This window comes from Bacillus sp. PAMC26543 (genome assembly GCF_014250375.1).
Classification (GTDB): domain Bacteria; phylum Bacillota; class Bacilli; order Bacillales; family Bacillaceae; genus Bacillus; species Bacillus halotolerans.
Genome location: NZ_CP060193.1, coordinates 394,869 through 414,593 on the forward strand (window position 1 = coordinate 394,869; position 19,725 = coordinate 414,593).

Here is a 19,725-nt window from a genome sequence, read left to right on the forward strand (position 1 = left end):
GATTTTGCACTTTATACTCATAAAAGGGAAAATGTTTAGATTTCTGACAAAGTTCTCTGCGATTCTGCAAGTTTTTTTGTGAAAAGACGAAATATTGGTACGAATCTTGCTTTTATATTCGTATGAAGACATATTACATAATGAGGGGGATTACATATGACCGTTTCATATGCGCACGAACCATTCACTGATTTTAAGGAAGCAAAGAATAAAACAGCCTTTCAAGAATCACTGGCCTTTGTAAATACTCAGCTCGGCAAGCATTATCCGCTTGTCATTAATGGAGAAAAGATCGAAACGGATCGTAAAATTGTTTCGATTAATCCGGCCAATAAGGAAGAGGTGATCGGCTACGCCTCAGCGGCTAATCAAGAGCTTGCTGAAAAAGCGATGCAATCGGCGTTACAGGCATTTGAATCGTGGAAAAAACAAAGACCGGAGCACCGTGCGAATATCTTTTTTAAAGCTGCGGCTATTTTGCGCAGAAGAAAGCATGAATTTTCAAGCTATCTTGTAAAGGAAGCGGGAAAACCGTGGAAGGAAGCAGATGCTGACACAGCGGAAGCAATAGACTTTTTAGAATACTACGCGCGCCAAAGCTTAAAACTGAAGGACGGGGCTCCGGTAAAGAGCCGGGCAGGCGAGTACAATCAATATCATTATAAAGCGCTTGGCGTCGGCATTGTCATTTCGCCATTTAATTTCCCGCTCGCCATTATGGCAGGGACTGCTGCGGCTGCGATTGTCACGGGGAATACGATCCTGTTGAAGCCGGCAGATGCTGCGCCAGTAGTGGCTGCTAAATTTGTCGAGGTGATGGAGGAAGCGGGTTTGCCAAACGGCGTTCTCAATTACATTCCGGGAGACGGAGCGGAAATTGGTGATTTCTTAGTAGAACACCCTAAAACAAGATTTGTATCATTTACAGGTTCCCGTGCGATCGGCTGCCGGATTTACGAGCGTGCCGCAAAAGTGCAGCCGGGCCAAAAATGGCTGAAACGCGTGATTGCTGAAATGGGCGGGAAAGACACAGTGCTTGTCGACAAAGATGCTGATTTGGATCTTGCTGCCTCTTCTATTGTTTACTCCGCATTCGGGTACTCAGGGCAAAAATGTTCAGCGGGTTCCCGTGCAGTGATTCATCAGGATGTCTATGATGAAGTCGTAGAAAAAGCAGTTGCGCTGACCAAAACGCTGACAGTCGGAAGTCCGGAAGATCCTGATACGTATATGGGGCCTGTGATTCATGAAGCTTCCTACAATAAAGTCATGAGCTATATTGAAATCGGCAAGTCTGAAGGCAAGCTTTTGGCCGGCGGAGAAGGCGATGATTCAAAAGGCTACTTTATTCAGCCGACGATCTTTGCAGATGTTGATGAACATGCGCGTCTCATGCAGGAAGAAATCTTCGGTCCGGTTGCTGCCATCTGCAAAGCGCGTGATTTCGATCATATGCTTGAGATTGCAAATAACACAGAATACGGACTGACAGGCGCTCTGCTGACGAACAACCGTGCACACATTGAACGGGCTCGCGAGGATTTTCATGTCGGAAACTTATACTTTAACAGAGGCTGTACCGGAGCTATTGTCGGCTATCAGCCATTCGGCGGGTTTAATATGTCCGGAACAGACTCAAAAGCAGGAGGTCCGGATTATTTAATTCTTCATATGCAGGCGAAAACAACGTCCGAAGCGTATTAATTGAGAAAACCGAAATAGTGCGATTGTTTTTAGATCGCACTATTTACATGTTTGGATGAGGGGGATGATGTATGCTCTATACAAAAATCAGTCACATGCCGCCGGCAGAACGGGTTGAGACACTGACAAAGTCTTTGGTCAGCCTCAGCAGTGTAAACGGCACCATCGGCGAAGGGACGAAAGCAGATTTTATCAAAGAAGTCATCATGAGCTATCCTTACTTTCAGGAACATCCTTGCCATGTATGGGAACAGGCTATTCCTAATGACCCGTACAACCGGAAAAATATTTTTGCGTTTGTGGAAGGCAGCGGGGAAAGCCGGAATACTGTCATTTATCACGCCCACTTGGATACGGTGGGAATTGAAGATTTCGGCCCGCTTAAGGATATCGCTTTTGATTCTGGAAAATTGGCTGAGTATTTCTCCAACTATGACTTTGATGAAGACGTTCAGCGGGACGCCAAGTCGGGTGAGTGGATGTTCGGCAGAGGCTCTGTCGACATGCAAAGCGGCATCGCGGTGCATTTGTCCAATCTCCTGCACTTTTCAGAGAACCCCAAAGCATTGCCGGGAAATCTATTATTTATGGCAAACCCGGATGAAGAAAGTCAGCATGCCGGTATTCTCGCCAGTATTTCTGAGCTGAACCGATTAAAAAAGGAGAAACAGATTCAGTATCTGGCTGCCATTAATACCGATTTTATTACGCCGCTGTACGATGGTGATTCAACCAGATATATCTATACCGGAGCCGCGGGAAAGCTGCTGCCTTGCTTTTATATATCCGGCCGGGAAGTGCATGTCGGAGACACGCTTGCTGGCATCGATCCAAATCTCATTTCTTCTGAAATCACAAGACGCATCCACAACAATATTCATTTAGCAGAAAAGATTGAAGGCGAATTAGTTCTGCCCCCATCCTGCTTGTACCAGCGTGATAACAAAGAATCCTATAACGTCCAAACCGCCGTCAGCAGCTATTTGTATTTCAATTATTTTATCTATGAAAAAACAGCAAAGGAAGTCATGGACCAGCTTACCCAAGTCGCTGAGAAAGCGTGCCGGGACACAGAACGAAAATTATCAGAGTATTATGAAGAATATCTGAAGCGAACAAATCTTCCGAAGAGACATTTGTCTTGGGATATTCAAGTCTTCAGTTTGGATCAATACATGGAAAAGCTAAGAAGCCGCGGCGTCGATCCTGAGCAGTGTATAGAGCAAGCATTCAAAGCCAATGAGCACCTTGAACTGCGCATGAGATGTTTTCATGCAATTGAAGAACTCCAAAAGCTTGATCCCGATCAGGGCGCAAAAGTCATTCTGTTTTATGCTCCTCCTTATTTACCGCATAACTATTTAAAAGAAGAAAGCACAAGAGACCAGCTATTGCAGCATGTGATCAAAGAAGCGGTGGACAAAACCGCCGAAACGACAGGCGAAACCTTTGTTTTCAAAAAGTTTTTCCCTTACTTGGCAGACGGCAGCTTTTTATCGCTGCATGAAACCGATGACGAAATTGATTCCTTTATCAGAAACTTCCCGGGGTGGGAGATGATTGGAACCATTCCGTTTAAAGATATACGGAAACTGAACATTCCTTCCATTAACATGGGTGTATACGGAAAAGACGGACATAAATGGACTGAAAGAGTATACAAGCCGTACACATTTCATGTATTGCCTGATCTGATACAGCAGACCACTGTTCACCTTTTGCAAAGCTATCGGATGAATATCAGCACAAAAGAGCCGAAGGGAGAAGGATGATGCAGGATCATAAAAATGAATTGCAGCGCAGTATGAAAAGCCGGCATTTGTTTATGATTGCCTTGGGCGGCGTCATCGGCACCGGTCTGTTTTTAGGTTCCGGCTTTACGATCAGCCAGGCGGGTCCTCTCGGAGCCATTGTCGCCTATATGATTGGCGGATTTTTAATGTATCTGGTCATGCTTTGTTTAGGGGAGCTGGCTGTCGCCATGCCGGTGGCCGGATCGTTTCAAGCCTACGCCACAAAGTTTTTGGGGCCGTCGACAGGTTTTATGATCGGCTGGCTGTATTGGTTCAGCTGGGCGAATACAGTCGGCTTGGAGCTAACGTCAGCGGGCATTTTGATGCAAAGATGGCTGCCCTCCGTGCCGATCTGGATATGGTGTCTCGTTTTCGGTGTCATCATCTTTTTGATTAATGCGCTGTCTGTCCGAAGCTTTGCGGAAATGGAATTTTGGTTTTCGAGCATCAAAGTGACAGCGATCATATTATTTATCGTGATCGGCGGGTGCGCCGTGTTTGGCTTGATTGATTTTAAAGGCGGTCAGGAAACGCCTTTTCTATCTCATTTCATGACTGATAAAGGACTGTTTCCAAATGGCGTGCTGGCTGTTATGTTTACGCTGGTTATGGTCAATTTCTCATTTCAGGGGACGGAGCTGGTCGGAATTGCGGCAGGGGAGAGTGAAAGTCCGGAAAAGACATTGCCAAAGTCCATTCGAAATGTCATCTGGCGAACACTGTTTTTCTTTGTGCTGGCTATGTTCGTTTTGGTTGCCATTCTTCCGTATGAAACGGCTGGGGTGATTGAGAGTCCGTTTGTAGCTGTACTTGATCAAATCGGCATCCCATTTGCGGCTGATATGATGAACTTTGTCATATTAACGGCCATTTTATCTGTTGCCAATTCTGGTTTATATGCAGCCTCGCGTATGATGTGGTCGCTTTCAACAAACAAAATGGGCCCGGTTCTTTTAACGAGACTGACCAAAAAAGGGGTGCCGATCAATGCCCTGCTGATTACGATTGGGATTTCCGGCTGTTCGCTGCTGACTAGCGTCATGGCTGCAGAAACCGTGTATTTATGGTGCATATCAATCTCAGGTATGGTGACAGTTGTCGCGTGGATGTCCATTTGCGCCTCGCAATTTTTCTTTCGCAGGCGGTTCCTCGCTGAAGGCGGAAACGTGAACGACCTGGAATTCAGAACCCCTCTTTATCCGTTGGTGCCGATTCTTGGGTTTGTATTATACGGATGCGTATTGATAAGCCTTATATTCATCCCAGATCAAAGAATCGGCTTGTACTGCGGTGTACCAATCATTATTTTCTGCTATGCGTACTATCATCTGAGCATCAAGAAACGCTTACAAAATGAACCGCTGAAAAAAGAGCAAACAGAAGCGCAATAGAAGAAGCTCTCCGGGAGACCGGAGAGCTTTTTTACGCGTTACGTCTGACAAGAAACACATAGGACAATATCGCGAGCACATCAAAGCCGAATATACTCAACGCCATCGGCCGCGCGTTTTCTTCCCCGGCTACACCGGCGAGCGCCGTTGATGGCAAACGGCATGCTGAACATCTGAGCCGACACATCGTATATGTTTTGCAGGATAAACGGCGAACCGGAAATATACGCAAACATGCCGGTCCCGATATAGGCCTGGCTGAAAGCAAAACCCATAAACGCCCGGTCGCCAAGCAAGTGCCGACATGTGATCAGCTTTCAGGCAGTGATTCAGGCAATGCGGTCAGAACCGTGACAAAAATAAGACACCCGGTCCCTGCCAGCACGATAAGCAAAGTTGACCAGTCAGTAAATTGAAGGATGAATCCTCCCGAAATCGGGCTAACTGTTGAATAACCTTGATTCATCACCTGACCCGCCTTAACAAATGCATTACTATAGCATATCCCAGGATATGTTTTTATTTTATTTTAAATTTGAAACAAGAAATCCCTTATTCGTATTTGAATGAAAATAATAAAAAGAAAATTATTTTCGTTCGAATTGTAAATTGCAAATAAAGGATGCTAAACTATAATTCAACTTTATTTTAAGATTCCGGAAGAGGTGTTAAGGGAGAATGAACAGTAAACAAAACAATCACATCAAATCAAAACATCATTTTCCGCTATTTCTTGCGCTGGCTTTAACAATGGGCGTATTTGCGGCTGGATCTGAAGAGCTTGTCATTTCACCGCTGCTGCCTGATTTAGCAGATGCCTTCAACTCAGATGTCAGCGTGCTTGCGCTATCTATCAGTATATATGGGATCATGATCTTTATCGGTGCCCCGCTGCTGGTGCCTTTAGGGGATAAATACTCGAGAGAACTGAGTTTAATGCTGGGACTCGTGATCTTTATTATAGGAACCGTGATATGCGCTTTGGCGCAAAATATTTTTTTCTTCTTTTTAGGCCGTGCGCTTTCAGGGTTGGCGGCAGGTGCGTTTGTCCCGACCGCTTACGCAGTTGTCGGGGATCGTGTTCCGTATACATATCGGGGGAAAGTGATGGGTCTGATCGTCTCAAGCTGGTCGCTTGCACTGATTTTCGGTGTGCCGATCGGATCATTTATAGGCGGCGTCTTACATTGGAGATGGACATTCTGGATTTTCGCCTTGATGGGTGCACTTGTTGTTTTGCTCGTCCTATTTGAAATGCGCCGCCATAACGATAATAAAAGCACCGTCCAGGAGGAAAAAGATGAGCCGGCGGGGACATTTCGAGACGCGCTTAAAGTGCCGCGTGTTCCCGTTTATATCATAATCACTTTGTGCAATATGATTGGTTTTTACGGTATGTATTCGTTTTTAGGCTCTTACCTACAGGACGTTTTTACCGGAGGCAATACGGCTGCCGGCTTATTTATTATGATTTATGGCATCGGGTTTTCCATGAGTGTCTTTACAGGTAAGATTGCCGACCGCATTGGAAAAATGCGCTCTCTGATCATTGCGCTGGCGGTCATCAGCGTTCTGCTGGCTTGTATCGCGTATGCGCCCGCATCAATGCCTCTGCTAATCATCAGTCTATTCATCTGGGGGTTAATGCAAAGCTTGACGGTGACGCTGCTCAGCACCATTTTGAGTGATTGCTCAGAGCGTCATCGCGGGAAAATTATGGCGTTTTACAGCCTTGCCTCAAATTTGGCTGTGACATTAGGTTCTGCTTTGATGGGACCTGTATATGTGGGATACGGGTATGCAGCTGTCGGAATGATTTGCGCCATCATTACAGTGCTCGGTTTTGTGCTCAGTGTATTCGCATATAAAAAGTACGGAAAGCATGAGCAGAAAGCAGATCATTCCTTATCCCAATAAACAAAGTTTCTAAATTCCTATAACAAAAAACCCTTTCTTAAGGGTTTTTCTGTTTGTATGGGAATAATTATCAGTATTTTCAAAAAATGTTGACAGTTCGATTTTCGCTGGATAAAATTTACTTAAAATTTAAAAGATTGGTTGGTGCTCATGATTATATTGGATAATAGCATTCAGACAAAAAACAAAGCTTATTCAATATCAAAACTGATTACAGTCAACACGCTCGGCCCAGAAGGGACAAGCAGTGAGTACGCAGCAAAACATTTCATCTCTAATTTTACTCTTCTCCAAGGGCTAAACAGTAAATTATCTTTGCATGATACATTTGAATCATGCATCGAAAGGACTCTTCAAAGCCCGCTGGAATACACCATCGTTCCACATGCTTATGACGGCATTAAACATTTCTACATGAGGCCGGATTTGCAGCTTTTGCAAATCTTCAGGTGCGATACACCGATGTACGGCCTGGCTGTTCGTCCTGATTTCACATACAGCGACGACATGCTTGACACATCTATTATTGTTTCACACCCATCACCTATCAATTTAATTAAATATTTTACCCGCAAAGACGTCAGGTTCGAGCTGGTCAACTCAACCAGCGCCGCGGCAAAAAAAGTAAAAGAAGGTCTTTCTGACATTGCTTTAACCAATGAACTGGCAAGACAAAAATACGGGCTCAAATTTGTTAAGACATTTAAAAGCATTCCTATGAGCTGGTCATTATTCGGAAAAGGAGACGTTGATTATGAAAACTGAACAAGATGTGAAGGAGATTTATTTCCCGACACCAAAATTAATAGAGTGGGAGAACGGAGTGAGACAGTATTCCACCGTCCGCGGCGATACTGAAGTGCTAATGTCTTACGTTCCGCCGCATACGAACGTTGAACCGCATCAGCACAAGGAAGTCCAAATCGGCATGGTCGTTTCAGGCGAGCTGTCCATGACTGTCGGAGACGTCACAAAAAAAATGACAGCCTTGGAATCGGCATATATCGCGCCGCCGCATGTGCCTCACGGAGCAAGAAATGAAACAGACCAAGAAGTCATTGCCATTGATATTAAAAGGTATAAAGCTGATGAAACGTATACAAGTCCTGAAGACTACTTTTTGAATATTTTCAAAACGAGAGATTTATTGCCTGGCATGGAAGTCACATTTTTTGTTGAGGATTGGATAGAAATTATGCTGGCCAAGATTCCTGGAAACGGCGGCGAAATGCCTTTCCATAAACATCGCAATGAACAAATCGGCATCTGCATCGGCGGCGGATATGATATGACCGTTGAAGGCTGCACAGTAGATATGACATTCGGCACCGCCTATTTCTGTGAACCTCGTGAAGACCACGGTGCCATCAACCGTTCTGAAAAAGAATCTCAATCTATTAACATCTTCTTTCCGCCGCGCTACAACAGAGCAAAAACGAAAAAGATAAAGGCGGATGAATCATCATGAACCTCATCGATAAAACCGTCCTCATAACAGGAGGCGCATCAGGCATCGGCTATGCCGCGGTTCAAGCTTTTTTGAACCAGCAGGCAAATGTGGTTGTGGCGGATATTGATGCAGCACAGGGAGAAGTAATGGTCCGGCAAGAAAATAATGACCGGCTGCACTTTGTGCAAACAGATATAACAGACGAAGCTGCCTGCCAGCACGCTGTTCAATCGGCAATCAATACATTCGGAGGATTAGATATTTTAATTAATAATGCGGGGATCGAAATCGTGGCGCCTATTCATGAGATGGAGCTGAGCGATTGGAATAAGGTGCTCCAAGTCAATCTGACGGGCATGTTTTTAATGAGCAAGCACGCACTCAAGCATATGCTGGCTGCCGGCAAGGGCAATATCATTAATACGTGCTCTGTCGGCGGAGTCGTGGCATGGCCTGATATCCCGGCATATAACGCCAGCAAAGGCGGCGTGTTGCAGCTGACAAGGTCAATGGCTGTTGATTACGCCAAACATCAAATCCGCGTTAATTGTGTATGTCCGGGGATTATTGATACGCCGTTAAATGAGAAATCCTTTATGGAAAATAATGAAGGCACACTTGAAGAAATCAAGAAAGAAAAGGCGAAGGTGAATCCGATGCTAAAACTCGGAAAACCTGAAGAAATAGCAAACGTTATGCTGTTTTTAGCCTCTGATTTATCAAGCTACATGACCGGAAGCGCCATCACCGCAGACGGAGGATATACCGCACAATAGAGAGAGAAGGAGTGTTTTACATATGGAGAGAAAAACAGTTTTGGTTATCGCTGATCTTGGAGGCTGCCCGCCGCATATGTTTTATCAAAGCGCTGCTGAAAAATATAACCTGGTCAGCTTTATTCCGAGACCATTTGCCATTACAGCTTCCCATGCGGCACTTATTGAAAAATACTCGGTCGCGGTCATAAAGGATAAAGATTATTTTCAGAGTATCACAGATTTCGAGCATCCCGATTCCATTTACTGGGCGCATGAGGATCATGACAAACCCGAAGAAGAGGTAGTCGAGCAAATCGTCAAGGTTGCCGAAATGTTTGGAGCGGAAGCCATCACAACAAACAATGAATTATTCATCGCTCCGATGGCGAAAGCCTGTAAACGTCTCGGCTTAAGAGGAGCGGGTGTACAAGCTGCCGAAAATGCCAGAGATAAAAATAAAATGAGGGCAGCGTTTAATAAAGCCGGGGTCAAAACAATCAAAAACAAACGGGTCACAACCCTTGAAGATTTCCGCTCCGCGCTGAAAGAGATCGGCACGCCGCTCATCTTAAAACCCACATACTTGGCGAGTTCAATCGGCGTGACGCTGATTACGGACACCAAAACAGCAGAAGCCGAGTTTAACAGAGTGAATGACTACCTGAAATCCATTAATGTGCCGAAGGCGGTTACGTTTGAAGCCCCGTTTATTGCGGAGGAATTTTTACAGGGAGAATACCCGGACTGGTATCAAACCGAGGGATACTCCGACTATATCAGCATAGAAGGGATCATGGCGGACGGAGAATATGTTCCAGTCGCGATTCATGACAAAACACCGCAAATCGGATTTACGGAAACCTCGCATATCACGCCGTCCATCTTGGATGATGAAGCGAAAAAGATCATTATTGAAGCGGCCAAAAAAGCAAATGAAGGGCTTGGGCTGGAAAACTGCGCGACACATACAGAAATCAAGTTAATGAAAAATAGAGAAGCCGGTTTAATAGAGTCTGCGGCCAGGTTCGCCGGATGGAATATGATTCCGAATATTAAAAAGGTCTTCGGCGTCGACATGGCGCAATTATTGCTGGATGTTCTCTGTTTCGGAAAAGACGCCGATCTTCCGGATGGATTGCTGGAGCAAGAACCTTGCTATATCGCCGACTGTCATTTGTACCCGGAGCATTTCAAACAAAACGGGCAGCTTCCTGAAGCGGCGGAGGATATGATCATTGAATCCATCAACATTCCGGATGGGCTGCTGAAAGGAGATACGGAACTTGTTTCTTTCTCGGCTGCGGCACCAGGTACGTCTGTTGATTTGCGCCTTTTTGAAGCCTTCAATTCCATTGCCGCATTTGAACTGAAAGGAAGCAATTCCCAGGATGTAGCCGATTCAATTAAACACATCCAGCAGCATGCAAAGCTTACTGCGAAGTATGTGCTGCCGGTATGAAACAGTTAAAGCCAAATTCTAAATACTTGCTTTACGGGCAGGCGCTTTCGTTTATGGGAGACTATTGTGTTCTCCCGGCCCTGCTCATTTTGTCTACATATTATCACGATTATTGGGTGACGTCAGGAGTCATTGCGGTCAGAAGCATTCCGATGGTGTTTCAGCCGTTTTTAGGGGTGCTCGTTGACCGATTGGACAGAATTAAAATTATGCTGTGGACGGATGTCATCAGGGGCATCATCTTTTTGGGGCTCACCTTTCTCCCAAAAGGCGAGTATCCGCTGGTTTTTCTGGCCCTGCTGTTTGTCTCTTACGGGAGCGGCGTATTTTTTAATCCGGCGCGTCTCGCGGTCATGTCTTCTCTGGAATCAGATATTAAAAATATCAATACCTTATTCGCTAAAGCCACGACCATTTCTATCATTGTCGGGGCGGCCGCCGGAGGGTTATTCCTGTTAGCCGGGTCTGTAGAGATGGCTGTTGCCTTTAACGGTGTGACATACCTGGTTTCAGCGTTTTTTATCAGGCGAATTAAGCTGCAATTTGTCCCGATTCAGTCTGAAAATATAAAAGAAGCCTTTCAGTCTTTTAAAGAAGGGCTGAAGGAAATCAAAACCAATTCATTCGTGTTAAACGCCATGTTTACGATGATTACGATGGCAATGCTTTGGGGGATCGTGTACAGCTATTTTCCGATTGTCAGCCGCTTTTTGGGTGACGGGGAGATCGGCAACTTTATCCTTACCTTCTGCATCGGCTTCGGCGGTTTCATCGGAGCTGCGCTTGTCAGCAAGTGGGGCTTTAACAACAATAAAGGCTTGATGTACTTTACCATTTTATCAATCGTCTCGCTGGCGCTGTTTTTATTCACGCCCATTTTTGCTGTATCTGTCATTGCTGCCATTCTCTTTTTCATCGCCATGGAATATGGGGAAGTGCTTGCAAAGGTTAAAGTTCAGGAAAACGCGGCGAACCAGATTCAAGGGCGTATTTTTTCGGTGGCTGAAGCGTCCATTGGCTTGTGCATTTCGATTGGTTCCATGCTTATCAACGTGTTAGAGGCTCCTGTCATCATGGGGCTGATTGTTATCATGGTAAGCGGTTTGTTTTTGCATACGAAGCTGGTGAACAAGTCTTTTTTGGAACGGGATAAAAAAACTGAGCAAATTCACTTATAAGGAGTCTTTCAGATGGAAATAACACCGTCCGACGTCATCAAGACACTTCCAAGGCAAGAATTTTCTCTCGTTTTTCAAAAGGTAAAAGAAATGGAAAAAACGGGGGCGCAAGTCATTAATCTTGGACAGGGGAACCCTGACCTTCCTACTCCGCCGCATATCGTGCAGGCATTGCAGGAGGCGGCTGTGAACCCTTCTTTCCACGGGTATGGGCCATTCAGAGGCTATCCCTTTCTGAAGGAAGCGATTGCCGCTTTCTATAAAAGAGAATACGGAGTGACAATCAATCCTGAAACAGAAGTGGCGCTCTTTGGCGGGGGAAAAGCAGGATTGTATGTTTTGACACAATGCCTGCTCAATCCGGGAGATATCGCTTTGGTACCGAACCCGGGCTATCCTGAATATCTTTCGGGTATTACAATGGCAAGAGCAGAGCTGCACGAAATGCCGCTGCACGCAGAAAACGGCTATCTGCCTGACTTTGAGAAAATAGATCCCGCTGTGTTACAAAAAGCGAAGCTGATGTTTTTGAACTATCCGAATAACCCGACGGGAGCTGTGGCGGATGCGGCTTTTTATGCGAAAGCGGCCGCATTTGCAAAAGAGCACCAGATTCATTTGATCCATGACTTTGCGTACGGCGCATTTGAGTTTGATAAAAAACCGGCCAGCTTCCTGCAGGCGGAGGACTCAAAAACTGTGGGCGCGGAGCTTTATTCGTTTTCAAAAACATTTAACATGGCCGGCTGGAGAATGGCGTTTGCCGTCGGGAATGAAAAGATCATTCAAGCGGTCAATGAATTTCAGGATCACGTCTTTGTCGGCATGTTCGGCGGACTGCAGCAGGCGGCCAGTGCGGCGCTGTCAGGAGATCCGGAACAAACAGATCGCTTGAAACGCATCTATGCGGAACGGATTGACTTTTTTACGGAGCTATGTGAAAAAGAACTGGGCTGGGAGATAGAAAAACCAAAAGGAACATTTTATGTATGGGCTGAAATTCCAAAAATGTTTGAGTCTTCTCATCAATTCTCTGACTACCTGCTGGAGCAGGCCCATGTTGTCGTAACGCCGGGCGAGATTTTCGGCAGCAACGGAAAACGTCATGTCAGAATATCAATGGTATCGAAGCAGGAGGATCTGCGGGAATTTGTCATGCGGATTCAAAAGCTGAACCTGCCGTTTGCCTCATTAGAAGAAGTATCCCGCTAAAAAGCGGGATTTTTTTATATGCTTTTCATGCTGCCGCCGTCAGCAGAAATTTGCTGCCCGGTGATATAGGAGGCTTCCTCGGAAGCGAGAAACGCGGCGAGCGCTGCGGTTTCTTCGGCTGATCCGACCCGTTTCATCGGGATGCCAGAAGCAATCTGTTCTACGGCTTCTTGTTTGGATATGCTGTTCTTTTCCATCACATTCTTCACAAATTGATGGTAACGGTCTGTAGCGATAAAACCAGGATTCAGGCAGTTGACAGTAATATTGTGAGGAGCAAGCTGAATGGAAATATTTTTACTGGCGTTAATTAAAGCGGCATTCATCATGCTGTTTGTAAACATATTGGCGCCGGGTTCTTTCCACAGATTTCCGACAATGTTGATGATTCTGCCAAACTCGTTTTGTTTCATCAGAGAGGCGGCACGCTTGATAGCGTCAATATAGGCAACGGTTTTCTGTGTGAACGTGGCCGTCATATCCTCTATATGACAGTTATCAAATGTGTCAGGCGCGCCGCCCGGGATATTATTAATCAGAACATCAAGCCGTCCGCATTGAGATTCAATTTCTTTAAAAATCTCCTCTCTCGTTTGCTGGTCAGACATATCACCCGCAAGGACAATGACACTCGCTTCAGGATGCTTGGCCAAAATGTCTTCTTTGACAGATTCAATATTGTCCAAGACTCGCGAATTGATGACAACGGTAAAATGCTGGTCTGCTAATTTCAGAGCAATTGCTTTTCCGATCCCTTGACTGGCTCCCATAATAAATGCGGTTCGTTTTGACAAATAACTGCACCCCTTTGAAAAAATTGGATTATTATCTCCATCGTAAGAAAAAACGGATAAAATAGCAAATTTTATTTAAATTCTGACAAAGAGGAATCGAAAAACTCCCGCCAGCTGCGGCGGGAGGAGAAATTATACATATAGAAATTGAGGAAGTGTATCAAGCGAAAGGCGGTTGCCCACAAAGAACGAGCCAAATTCGCCGTAGCGCGCGCTGACTTCGTCAAAACGCATTTCATATACAAGCTTTTTGAATTGAAGCACATCATCACTGAACAGCGTAACGCCCCATTCGTAATCGTCAAAGCCGACTGAACCTGTGATGATCTGTTTCACTTTGCCAGCATAGCTGCGTCCGATTAAGCCGTGGCTTCTCATCAAGTTTCTTCGTTCTTCCATAGAAAGCATGTACCAGTTGTCATTGCCGGATCTTCTTTTATCCATTGGATAGAAGCATACATATTTTGATTCCGGCAGTTCAGGGTAAAGGCGCGCACGTACATGCGGATTTTCATACGGGTCGCCGTCGCCGCTCGCCAAATAGTTGCTCAGTTCAACAACTGACACGTAGGAGTAAGCCGGAATGGTGAACTCAGCAAGTCTTGATTTGTTGAATTCGAGCTCAATTTCATTTAATTCTTCCATTGTAGGGCGAAGAATCATCAGCATAAAATCAGCTTTTTGGCCAACGATGCTGTAAAGGGTTTGTGAGCCTTTCCCTTCTTTTTGGGCGACTCCCCATTTTTCAAGCAATCCTGTAAATTCATGAATGATAGACTGGCGCTCATCACTTGACAGCAGCTTCCAGGAAGTCCAGTCCATTGTGCGGAAATCATGAAGCGCATACCAGCCGTCCAGCGTTTTTGCCGCTTCATTTGTCATTTGCTGTTCACTCATTTATCTTCACTCCTATTATCTTTTCGTTAATGCCTTCACTATATCATAGTTTATCCGATTCTACTGTGGAGAAACCTTGAACATCCGATTCGTATATCTCCTCAAAAATAAGAGAACATATAAGGAAAGAATCAGTTGCTTAAATTAGTTAGAAAAATAAGATTTTTTGATGAAAGCGCTATAATAAAAGTTGGCTGTTTGAATTTGACTGGAAGAAGAGTATGCTAGTAAAAGAAAGCGTTTTTGTAACTTTTTGAGGAGGGTTTATTGTGGCAGATTTATTTTCAACAGTGCAAGAAAAAGTAGCTGGAAAAGGCGTTAAAATTGTATTTCCTGAAGGCTTGGACGAACGTATTTTAGTTGCGGTCAGCAAGCTTGCAGACAATAAAGTGCTGAATCCAATTGTGATCGGCAATGAAAATGAGATCCAAGCAAAAGCAAAAGAACTGAATGTGACGCTTGACGGCGTTGATATTTATGATCCTCATACATATGAAGGCATGGAAGATCTTGTACAGGCATTCGTGGAACGCCGCAAAGGCAAAGCAACAGAAGAACAGGCTCGAAAAGCGCTCTTAGACGAGAACTACTTCGGCACAATGCTTGTGTACAAAGGCCTTGCAGCGGGTCTTGTGAGCGGAGCGGCTCATTCAACTGCCGACACTGTCCGTCCGGCTCTTCAAATCATCAAAACAAAAGAAGGCGTGAAAAAGACTTCAGGCGTCTTTATCATGGCACGCGGCGATGAGCAGTACGTATTCGCAGATTGTGCGATCAACATTGCACCTGACAGCCAAGATCTTGCAGAAATCGCAATCGAAAGCGCCAATACGGCAAAAATGTTCGACATTGATCCTCGCGTAGCAATGCTCAGCTTCTCTACAAAAGGCTCAGCAAAATCTGATGAAACAGAAAAAGTAGCGGATGCTGTGAAAATCGCGAAAGAAAAAGCGCCTGAATTAACGCTTGACGGCGAATTCCAATTTGACGCTGCATTCGTTCCATCTGTAGCTGAGAAAAAAGCGCCGGATTCCGAGATCAAAGGAGACGCGAACGTATTCGTATTCCCAAGCTTGGAAGCAGGAAACATCGGCTACAAAATTGCTCAGCGTTTAGGCAACTTTGAAGCTGTAGGACCAATCCTGCAAGGCTTAAATATGCCTGTTAACGATCTTTCAAGAGGTTGTAACGCTGAAGATGTTTACAATCTTGCATTAATTACAGCGGCACAAGCACTGTAAGAAAAGCGATGGCAGCTCTCTCGCAGAGGGCTGCTTTTTTTGCGCCTTCTTTACCAGGACAGATGATATGAGTAAAATAAAGAAAACTGATTATCATTATAAATCTTATTCATGACAGGGGTGGGGCCTTTGTATTACGACGTGCTGAAAACCTTTATCGCGGTGGTGGAAGAAAAAAACTTCACAAAAGCAGCAGAAAAGCTGATGATTTCCCAGCCCAGCGTCAGTCTGCATATTAAAAATCTTGAAAAAGAATTTCAAACGGCTCTGCTGAATCGGTCGCCGAAGCATTTTACGACAACACCGACAGGGGACATTTTGTATCAAAGGGCAAAGCAAATGGTATTTCTCTACGAGCAGGCCAAGGCTGAAATTTACGCGCACCATCATTATGTAAAAGGTGAATTGAAAATAGCCGCCAGTTTTACAATCGGAGAGTATATTCTTCCGCCGCTTCTTGCCCAGCTGCAAAAGCTGTATCCTGAGCTGAATCTGGACGTCATGATTGGCAATACAAAGGAGGTAAGCGAACGTGTCCGAATGCTTCAGGCTGATATCGGGCTGATTGAAGGACATACGGACGAGAATGAACTGGACATTGAACCGTTTATGGAGGATGAAATGTGCATCGCAGCGCCAAACCAGCATCCGCTTGCCGGAAAAAGAGACATTTCAATCAGCGATTTGCAAAATGAAGCGTGGGTGACAAGGGAAAAAGGCTCCGGCACAAGGGAATATCTCGATCATGTGCTCAGCACGAACGGACTGCGGCCGAAGTCGATGTTCACCATCAGCAGCAATCAAGGTGTAAAAGAAGCGGTGATCAGCGGCATGGGTTTATCGGTCTTATCAAGAAGCGTGCTGCATAAGGATTTGATCCACCGTGACATTTCAATTCTCCACATTAAAGATTTCTCATTAAAACGCAAGCTGTCTTACATTCATTCTCCTCTCATGGAGAATACAAAAAATAAAGAAATTTTCATTACGATGCTGAAAAGCAATTTTCAATCATCACGGGTGAAATGATATAATAGGTTTCGTTCATAAGCCTAACATGAAAGGGTTTTACATAGATGGCAAACCAACCGATTGATTTACTGATGCAGCCGACATGGAGAGTCATTGACCAATCCAGTCTCGGCCCTTTATTTGACGCGAAGCAATCCTTCGCTATGGACGATACGCTGTGCGCCTCTGTAGGAAAAGGCGTGTCGCCGGCGACAGCACGCTCTTGGGTTCACCACGACACGATTGTCCTCGGTATTCAGGATACGCGGCTCCCGTTTTTGCAGGACGGCATTGCCCTGCTGGAAAATGAGGGATACCGCGTCATCGTCCGCAATTCCGGCGGTCTTGCTGTTGTTTTGGATGAAGGCGTTTTAAATATTTCTCTCATATTCGAGGACCAAAAGAAGGGCATCGATATAGACAGAGGATACGAAGCAATGGTGGAACTGATGAAACGGATGCTTAAGCCGTACGGGGCAAAGATTGAAGCCTATGAAATTGAGGGCTCCTATTGTCCAGGCAGCTATGATCTCAGCATTGACGGCAAAAAGTTCGCCGGCATTTCTCAAAGACGTCTTCGCGGCGGTGCAGCCGTTCAAATTTATCTCTGTGCAGATAAAAGCGGCAGCGAGAGGGCAGATCTGATCAGACGATTCTATCAAGCCGCCCTGAAGGATAAACAGAACGACAAAAAAGGCGTCTACCCGGATATACGTCCGGAAACCATGGCATCGTTAAGTGAGCTTCTGCATACCGATATCTCCGTACAGGATTTAATGCTTGCTTTGCTTACGGAATTAAAAGCGTTAAGCACCCACCTCTACTCAGCCGGACTGTCCATTGACGAGGAATTGGAATTTGAGAAAAATCTTGTCCGGATGGCAGAACGGAATGAAAAGGTGTTTGGATGAACGCCATTTGCATGTCAGCCGATACGGCTGGCATGCTTTTTTTTCGCCTATCATCTTGTTTTCAGATAAATCTTTCTTATAAACAAAAAACAATTACAGCAAAAAAAGCGATAAAATAACAGCAGCATCTACATACAAAGGGGAGAGGCAAATGAAAGGGAATGTTTACAGCCTGTTTGTGCTGATCGCGGCTTTTTTCTGGGGAACAACCGGCACTGTTCAGGCGCTGGCTCCAGAAAGCGCCACTCCGCTGGCATTCGGAGCGGTCAGATTATTGGTAGGCGGCAGCGCCATGCTTCTTGTGGTCTGGATCAGCCGAGAGCTTCACGTGAAAAATTGGTCTTGGCCGCCCGTGTTTTTAGCAGCGATTTGTATGGCCTGTTATCAGCCGCTTTTTTTCACCGCCGTAAAAGAAACAGGGATTGCGGTTGGGACAGTGATTGCCATCGGCAGTGCGCCTATTATTGCCGGGAGCTTAGAGTGGGCCGTTTTGAAAAAACGTCCGCGAAATTCCTGGTGGATTGCAACTGTATTGGCTTTGGCGGGATGCTGGCTCCTGTTTTCAGACGGCTCCAATGTTCGGATTGATGTGTCAGGGGTTCTCATGGCGATTGGAGCAGGTGCATCTTTTGCGGGTTATACCTTGATCAGTAAATCAATGATGAAAACACAGCCGCCGAGAGCTACCTCAGCTGTTGTCTTTATGCTCAGCGCCATATTGCTGATGCCGCTATTGTGGCAGTCGGATCTCTCTTGGATGCTGACCCCAAAAGGATGGGGAACGAGCCTTTATATCGGGGTAATTGCGACATGCGCGGCCTACTTTTTGTTTGCAAAAGGGCTCACCGGCGTTCCGGCTTCGGCAGCGGTTACACTGTCTCTGGCTGAGCCGCTGACCGCCTCATTGCTGGGTGTGTTTTTCATAGGTGAAATGCTTTCTCTTTCCTCATGGCTCGGCATCGTGCTGATGATGTTAGGGCTTCTGGTCATTTCAGGGGCGCCTCGCAAGCAAAAGCCAGCTGAAGCGGCTCATGTGTCTTAATAGATTAGCATAAGCTTGGGCTCATTTTACAAGAATAACGGAGCCGCCGCAAAAACAGAAAATCCTCTTTTCTAAAAGAAAAAGGGGATTTTTTAATGGCAAAACCCCAAAACAGGACATCGTTTTGGGGTTTTTAAAAGCTATTCCGCCATTTTTTCTAAATTTCCGTTCCGGTCCATTTTGAAGGACGGAGAGGCATGTTCATCATCTTCAAATAAAACTAGTTTTCTGGCTCTATTCATGATTTTTACCAAGGTTTCATAATCTTCCTGGATCGTTTTTTGATCTTTTTCAAGTTTTTGAACTTCTGCTTCCAGCTGTTCTGTTTTGCTTTGTAATTCTTGATTTTCTTTCTTTAAACGCTCATTTTCCATTTTTAAAGCTGAGGATTGCTCATGATTGCTTTCGTAATTCTGCAGGAATCTGATGACATCATTCATCGTCATCTCAGGCGCAGACGTTTGAGGAGACAATAAGTGTGATAGACTAGCTAACTCTTCCTTGAAGCTGTCATCCACAAAAGGCATGTGCTCGCCTGACATCAAAGCCTGCTTCTCATTTTCGGCAGTCGGGGTTTCAGGTTTCACCTGCTCCTCCTGCACTGCAGTTTCTTGAATTGTTTCGGGATCAACCGCAGGAGGCTGATATAGCAGTCTTTTCTTCGCTGGCTGCCCGTTTCCGAGGGCTCTCATGCGCTGTTTTCGCTGTTTTTTTGCAAGCTGAAGCGCTTTTTCATATTGATGGCGCACCACCGCGTTCCATCTGAATCCGCAGGCTGCGGACGTCCGATTTAATTTATCGCCGACCTCTTCAAAGGCATTCAGCTGAGTGCTGCCTTCTCTTACATGCCGAAGCACGGTTTCGGCTAAAAGCAAATCATTTTCTTCTGACCAAGCGTCCTGGCGCTGTTTTGTCATTTATCTCAACTCCCATTTTTCTTTTCATGATATTAGAATGTCCAGATTGG

The 19,725-nt window shown here is 45.3% G+C and carries 19 protein-coding genes; 14 read left to right on the top strand and 5 right to left on the bottom strand.

Annotated elements, in window-relative coordinates; translation table 11 throughout:
- Positions 1-156 precede the first annotated feature (156 nt).
- The 3 genes from pruA to H7F27_RS01970 all read left to right on the top strand — a co-directional run bounded on the left by pruA (position 157) and on the right by H7F27_RS01970 (position 4,888).
- Complete coding sequence (gene pruA, locus H7F27_RS01960) at positions 157-1,704, top strand: L-glutamate gamma-semialdehyde dehydrogenase (RefSeq protein WP_185848490.1); 1,548 nt, start codon at positions 157-159, stop codon at positions 1,702-1,704.
- Positions 1,705-1,775: 71 nt separating this feature from the next.
- Positions 1,776-3,476, top strand: coding sequence for a M20 family metallopeptidase (locus H7F27_RS01965; RefSeq protein ID WP_095712764.1), 1,701 nt, complete (start codon positions 1,776-1,778; stop codon positions 3,474-3,476).
- Entirely contained in the window at positions 3,476-4,888 is a 1,413-nt protein-coding gene (locus H7F27_RS01970; protein ID WP_024123252.1) for an amino acid permease, read from the top strand. The genes H7F27_RS01965 and H7F27_RS01970 overlap by 1 nt, the downstream gene beginning before the upstream one ends.
- Positions 4,889-4,968: 80 nt before the next feature.
- On the opposite strand, the gene H7F27_RS21105 is transcribed toward H7F27_RS01970, so the two are convergent.
- Together H7F27_RS21105 and H7F27_RS21110 are read right to left on the bottom strand one after the other, a co-directional pair.
- Complete coding sequence (locus H7F27_RS21105) at positions 4,969-5,163, bottom strand: hypothetical protein (RefSeq protein ID WP_024123251.1); 195 nt, start codon at positions 5,161-5,163, stop codon at positions 4,969-4,971.
- A 35-nt stretch (positions 5,164-5,198) separates the two neighbouring features.
- On the bottom strand, positions 5,199-5,354 hold the full coding sequence (locus H7F27_RS21110) for a hypothetical protein (RefSeq protein ID WP_024123250.1): 156 nt from the start codon (positions 5,352-5,354) through the stop codon (positions 5,199-5,201).
- A gap of 212 nt (positions 5,355-5,566) precedes the next feature.
- Here H7F27_RS21110 and H7F27_RS01980 point away from each other — a divergent pair, with 212 nt between their 5' ends.
- The 7 genes from H7F27_RS01980 to H7F27_RS02010 all read left to right on the top strand — a co-directional run bounded on the left by H7F27_RS01980 (position 5,567) and on the right by H7F27_RS02010 (position 12,862).
- Positions 5,567-6,805 carry an MFS transporter gene (locus H7F27_RS01980; RefSeq protein WP_024123249.1) on the top strand — a complete coding sequence of 413 codons (1,239 nt, stop codon included), beginning with the start codon at positions 5,567-5,569 and terminating at the stop codon, positions 6,803-6,805.
- A 150-nt stretch (positions 6,806-6,955) separates the two neighbouring features.
- Positions 6,956-7,570 (top strand): prephenate decarboxylase, encoded by a 615-nt coding sequence (locus H7F27_RS01985; protein WP_101859788.1) that lies wholly within the window; start codon positions 6,956-6,958, stop codon positions 7,568-7,570.
- The gene (locus H7F27_RS01990; protein ID WP_024123247.1) at positions 7,560-8,273 is read left to right on the top strand and encodes a 3-((4R)-4-hydroxycyclohexa-1,5-dien-1-yl)-2-oxopropanoate isomerase; all 714 of its coding nucleotides are present in this window, start codon (positions 7,560-7,562) and stop codon (positions 8,271-8,273) included. The genes H7F27_RS01985 and H7F27_RS01990 overlap by 11 nt, the downstream gene beginning before the upstream one ends.
- On the top strand, positions 8,270-9,031 hold the full coding sequence (bacC, locus tag H7F27_RS01995) for a dihydroanticapsin 7-dehydrogenase (protein ID WP_024123246.1): 762 nt from the start codon (positions 8,270-8,272) through the stop codon (positions 9,029-9,031). Before H7F27_RS01990 ends, bacC begins: the two co-directional genes overlap by 4 nt.
- A 22-nt stretch (positions 9,032-9,053) precedes the next feature.
- Positions 9,054-10,472: an alanine--anticapsin ligase gene (locus H7F27_RS02000; RefSeq protein WP_024123245.1), complete on the top strand. Its 1,419-nt coding sequence runs from the start codon at positions 9,054-9,056 to the stop codon at positions 10,470-10,472.
- On the top strand, positions 10,469-11,650 hold the full coding sequence (bacE, locus tag H7F27_RS02005; RefSeq protein WP_024123244.1) for a bacilysin exporter BacE: 1,182 nt from the start codon (positions 10,469-10,471) through the stop codon (positions 11,648-11,650). Before H7F27_RS02000 ends, bacE begins: the two co-directional genes overlap by 4 nt.
- Before the next feature lie 12 nt (positions 11,651-11,662).
- Positions 11,663-12,862 carry a transaminase BacF gene (locus tag H7F27_RS02010; protein ID WP_185848491.1) on the top strand — a complete coding sequence of 400 codons (1,200 nt, stop codon included), beginning with the start codon at positions 11,663-11,665 and terminating at the stop codon, positions 12,860-12,862.
- Positions 12,863-12,876: 14 nt separating this feature from the next.
- On the opposite strand, the gene bacG is transcribed toward H7F27_RS02010, so the two are convergent.
- Complete coding sequence (gene bacG, locus H7F27_RS02015; RefSeq protein WP_185848492.1) at positions 12,877-13,656, bottom strand: NADPH-dependent reductase BacG; 780 nt, start codon at positions 13,654-13,656, stop codon at positions 12,877-12,879.
- Between the two features lie 132 nt (positions 13,657-13,788).
- A complete protein-coding gene (gene hemQ / locus H7F27_RS02020; protein WP_003235942.1) occupies positions 13,789-14,553 on the bottom strand; it encodes a hydrogen peroxide-dependent heme synthase in 765 nt (254 codons plus the stop codon).
- A gap of 269 nt (positions 14,554-14,822) precedes the next feature.
- Here hemQ and pta point away from each other — a divergent pair, with 269 nt between their 5' ends.
- From pta to H7F27_RS02040, 4 genes are all read left to right on the top strand, one after another.
- Positions 14,823-15,794 (top strand): phosphate acetyltransferase, encoded by a 972-nt coding sequence (gene pta / locus H7F27_RS02025; protein WP_024123241.1) that lies wholly within the window; start codon positions 14,823-14,825, stop codon positions 15,792-15,794.
- Between the two features lie 129 nt (positions 15,795-15,923).
- A complete protein-coding gene (gene cysL / locus H7F27_RS02030) occupies positions 15,924-16,823 on the top strand; it encodes a cysJI operon transcriptional regulator CysL (RefSeq protein ID WP_024123240.1) in 900 nt (299 codons plus the stop codon).
- A 47-nt stretch (positions 16,824-16,870) separates the two neighbouring features.
- Positions 16,871-17,716, top strand: a complete 846-nt coding sequence (locus H7F27_RS02035) for an octanoyl-[GcvH]:protein N-octanoyltransferase (protein ID WP_024123239.1) — start codon at positions 16,871-16,873, stop codon at positions 17,714-17,716.
- Between the two features lie 151 nt (positions 17,717-17,867).
- Positions 17,868-18,758 (top strand): carboxylate/amino acid/amine transporter, encoded by an 891-nt coding sequence (locus H7F27_RS02040; protein WP_095712780.1) that lies wholly within the window; start codon positions 17,868-17,870, stop codon positions 18,756-18,758.
- A 140-nt stretch (positions 18,759-18,898) separates the two neighbouring features.
- On the opposite strand, the gene H7F27_RS02045 is transcribed toward H7F27_RS02040, so the two are convergent.
- Entirely contained in the window at positions 18,899-19,675 is a 777-nt protein-coding gene (locus H7F27_RS02045) for an RsfA family transcriptional regulator (RefSeq protein ID WP_185848493.1), read from the bottom strand.
- Between the last annotated feature and the right edge of the window lie 50 nt (positions 19,676-19,725).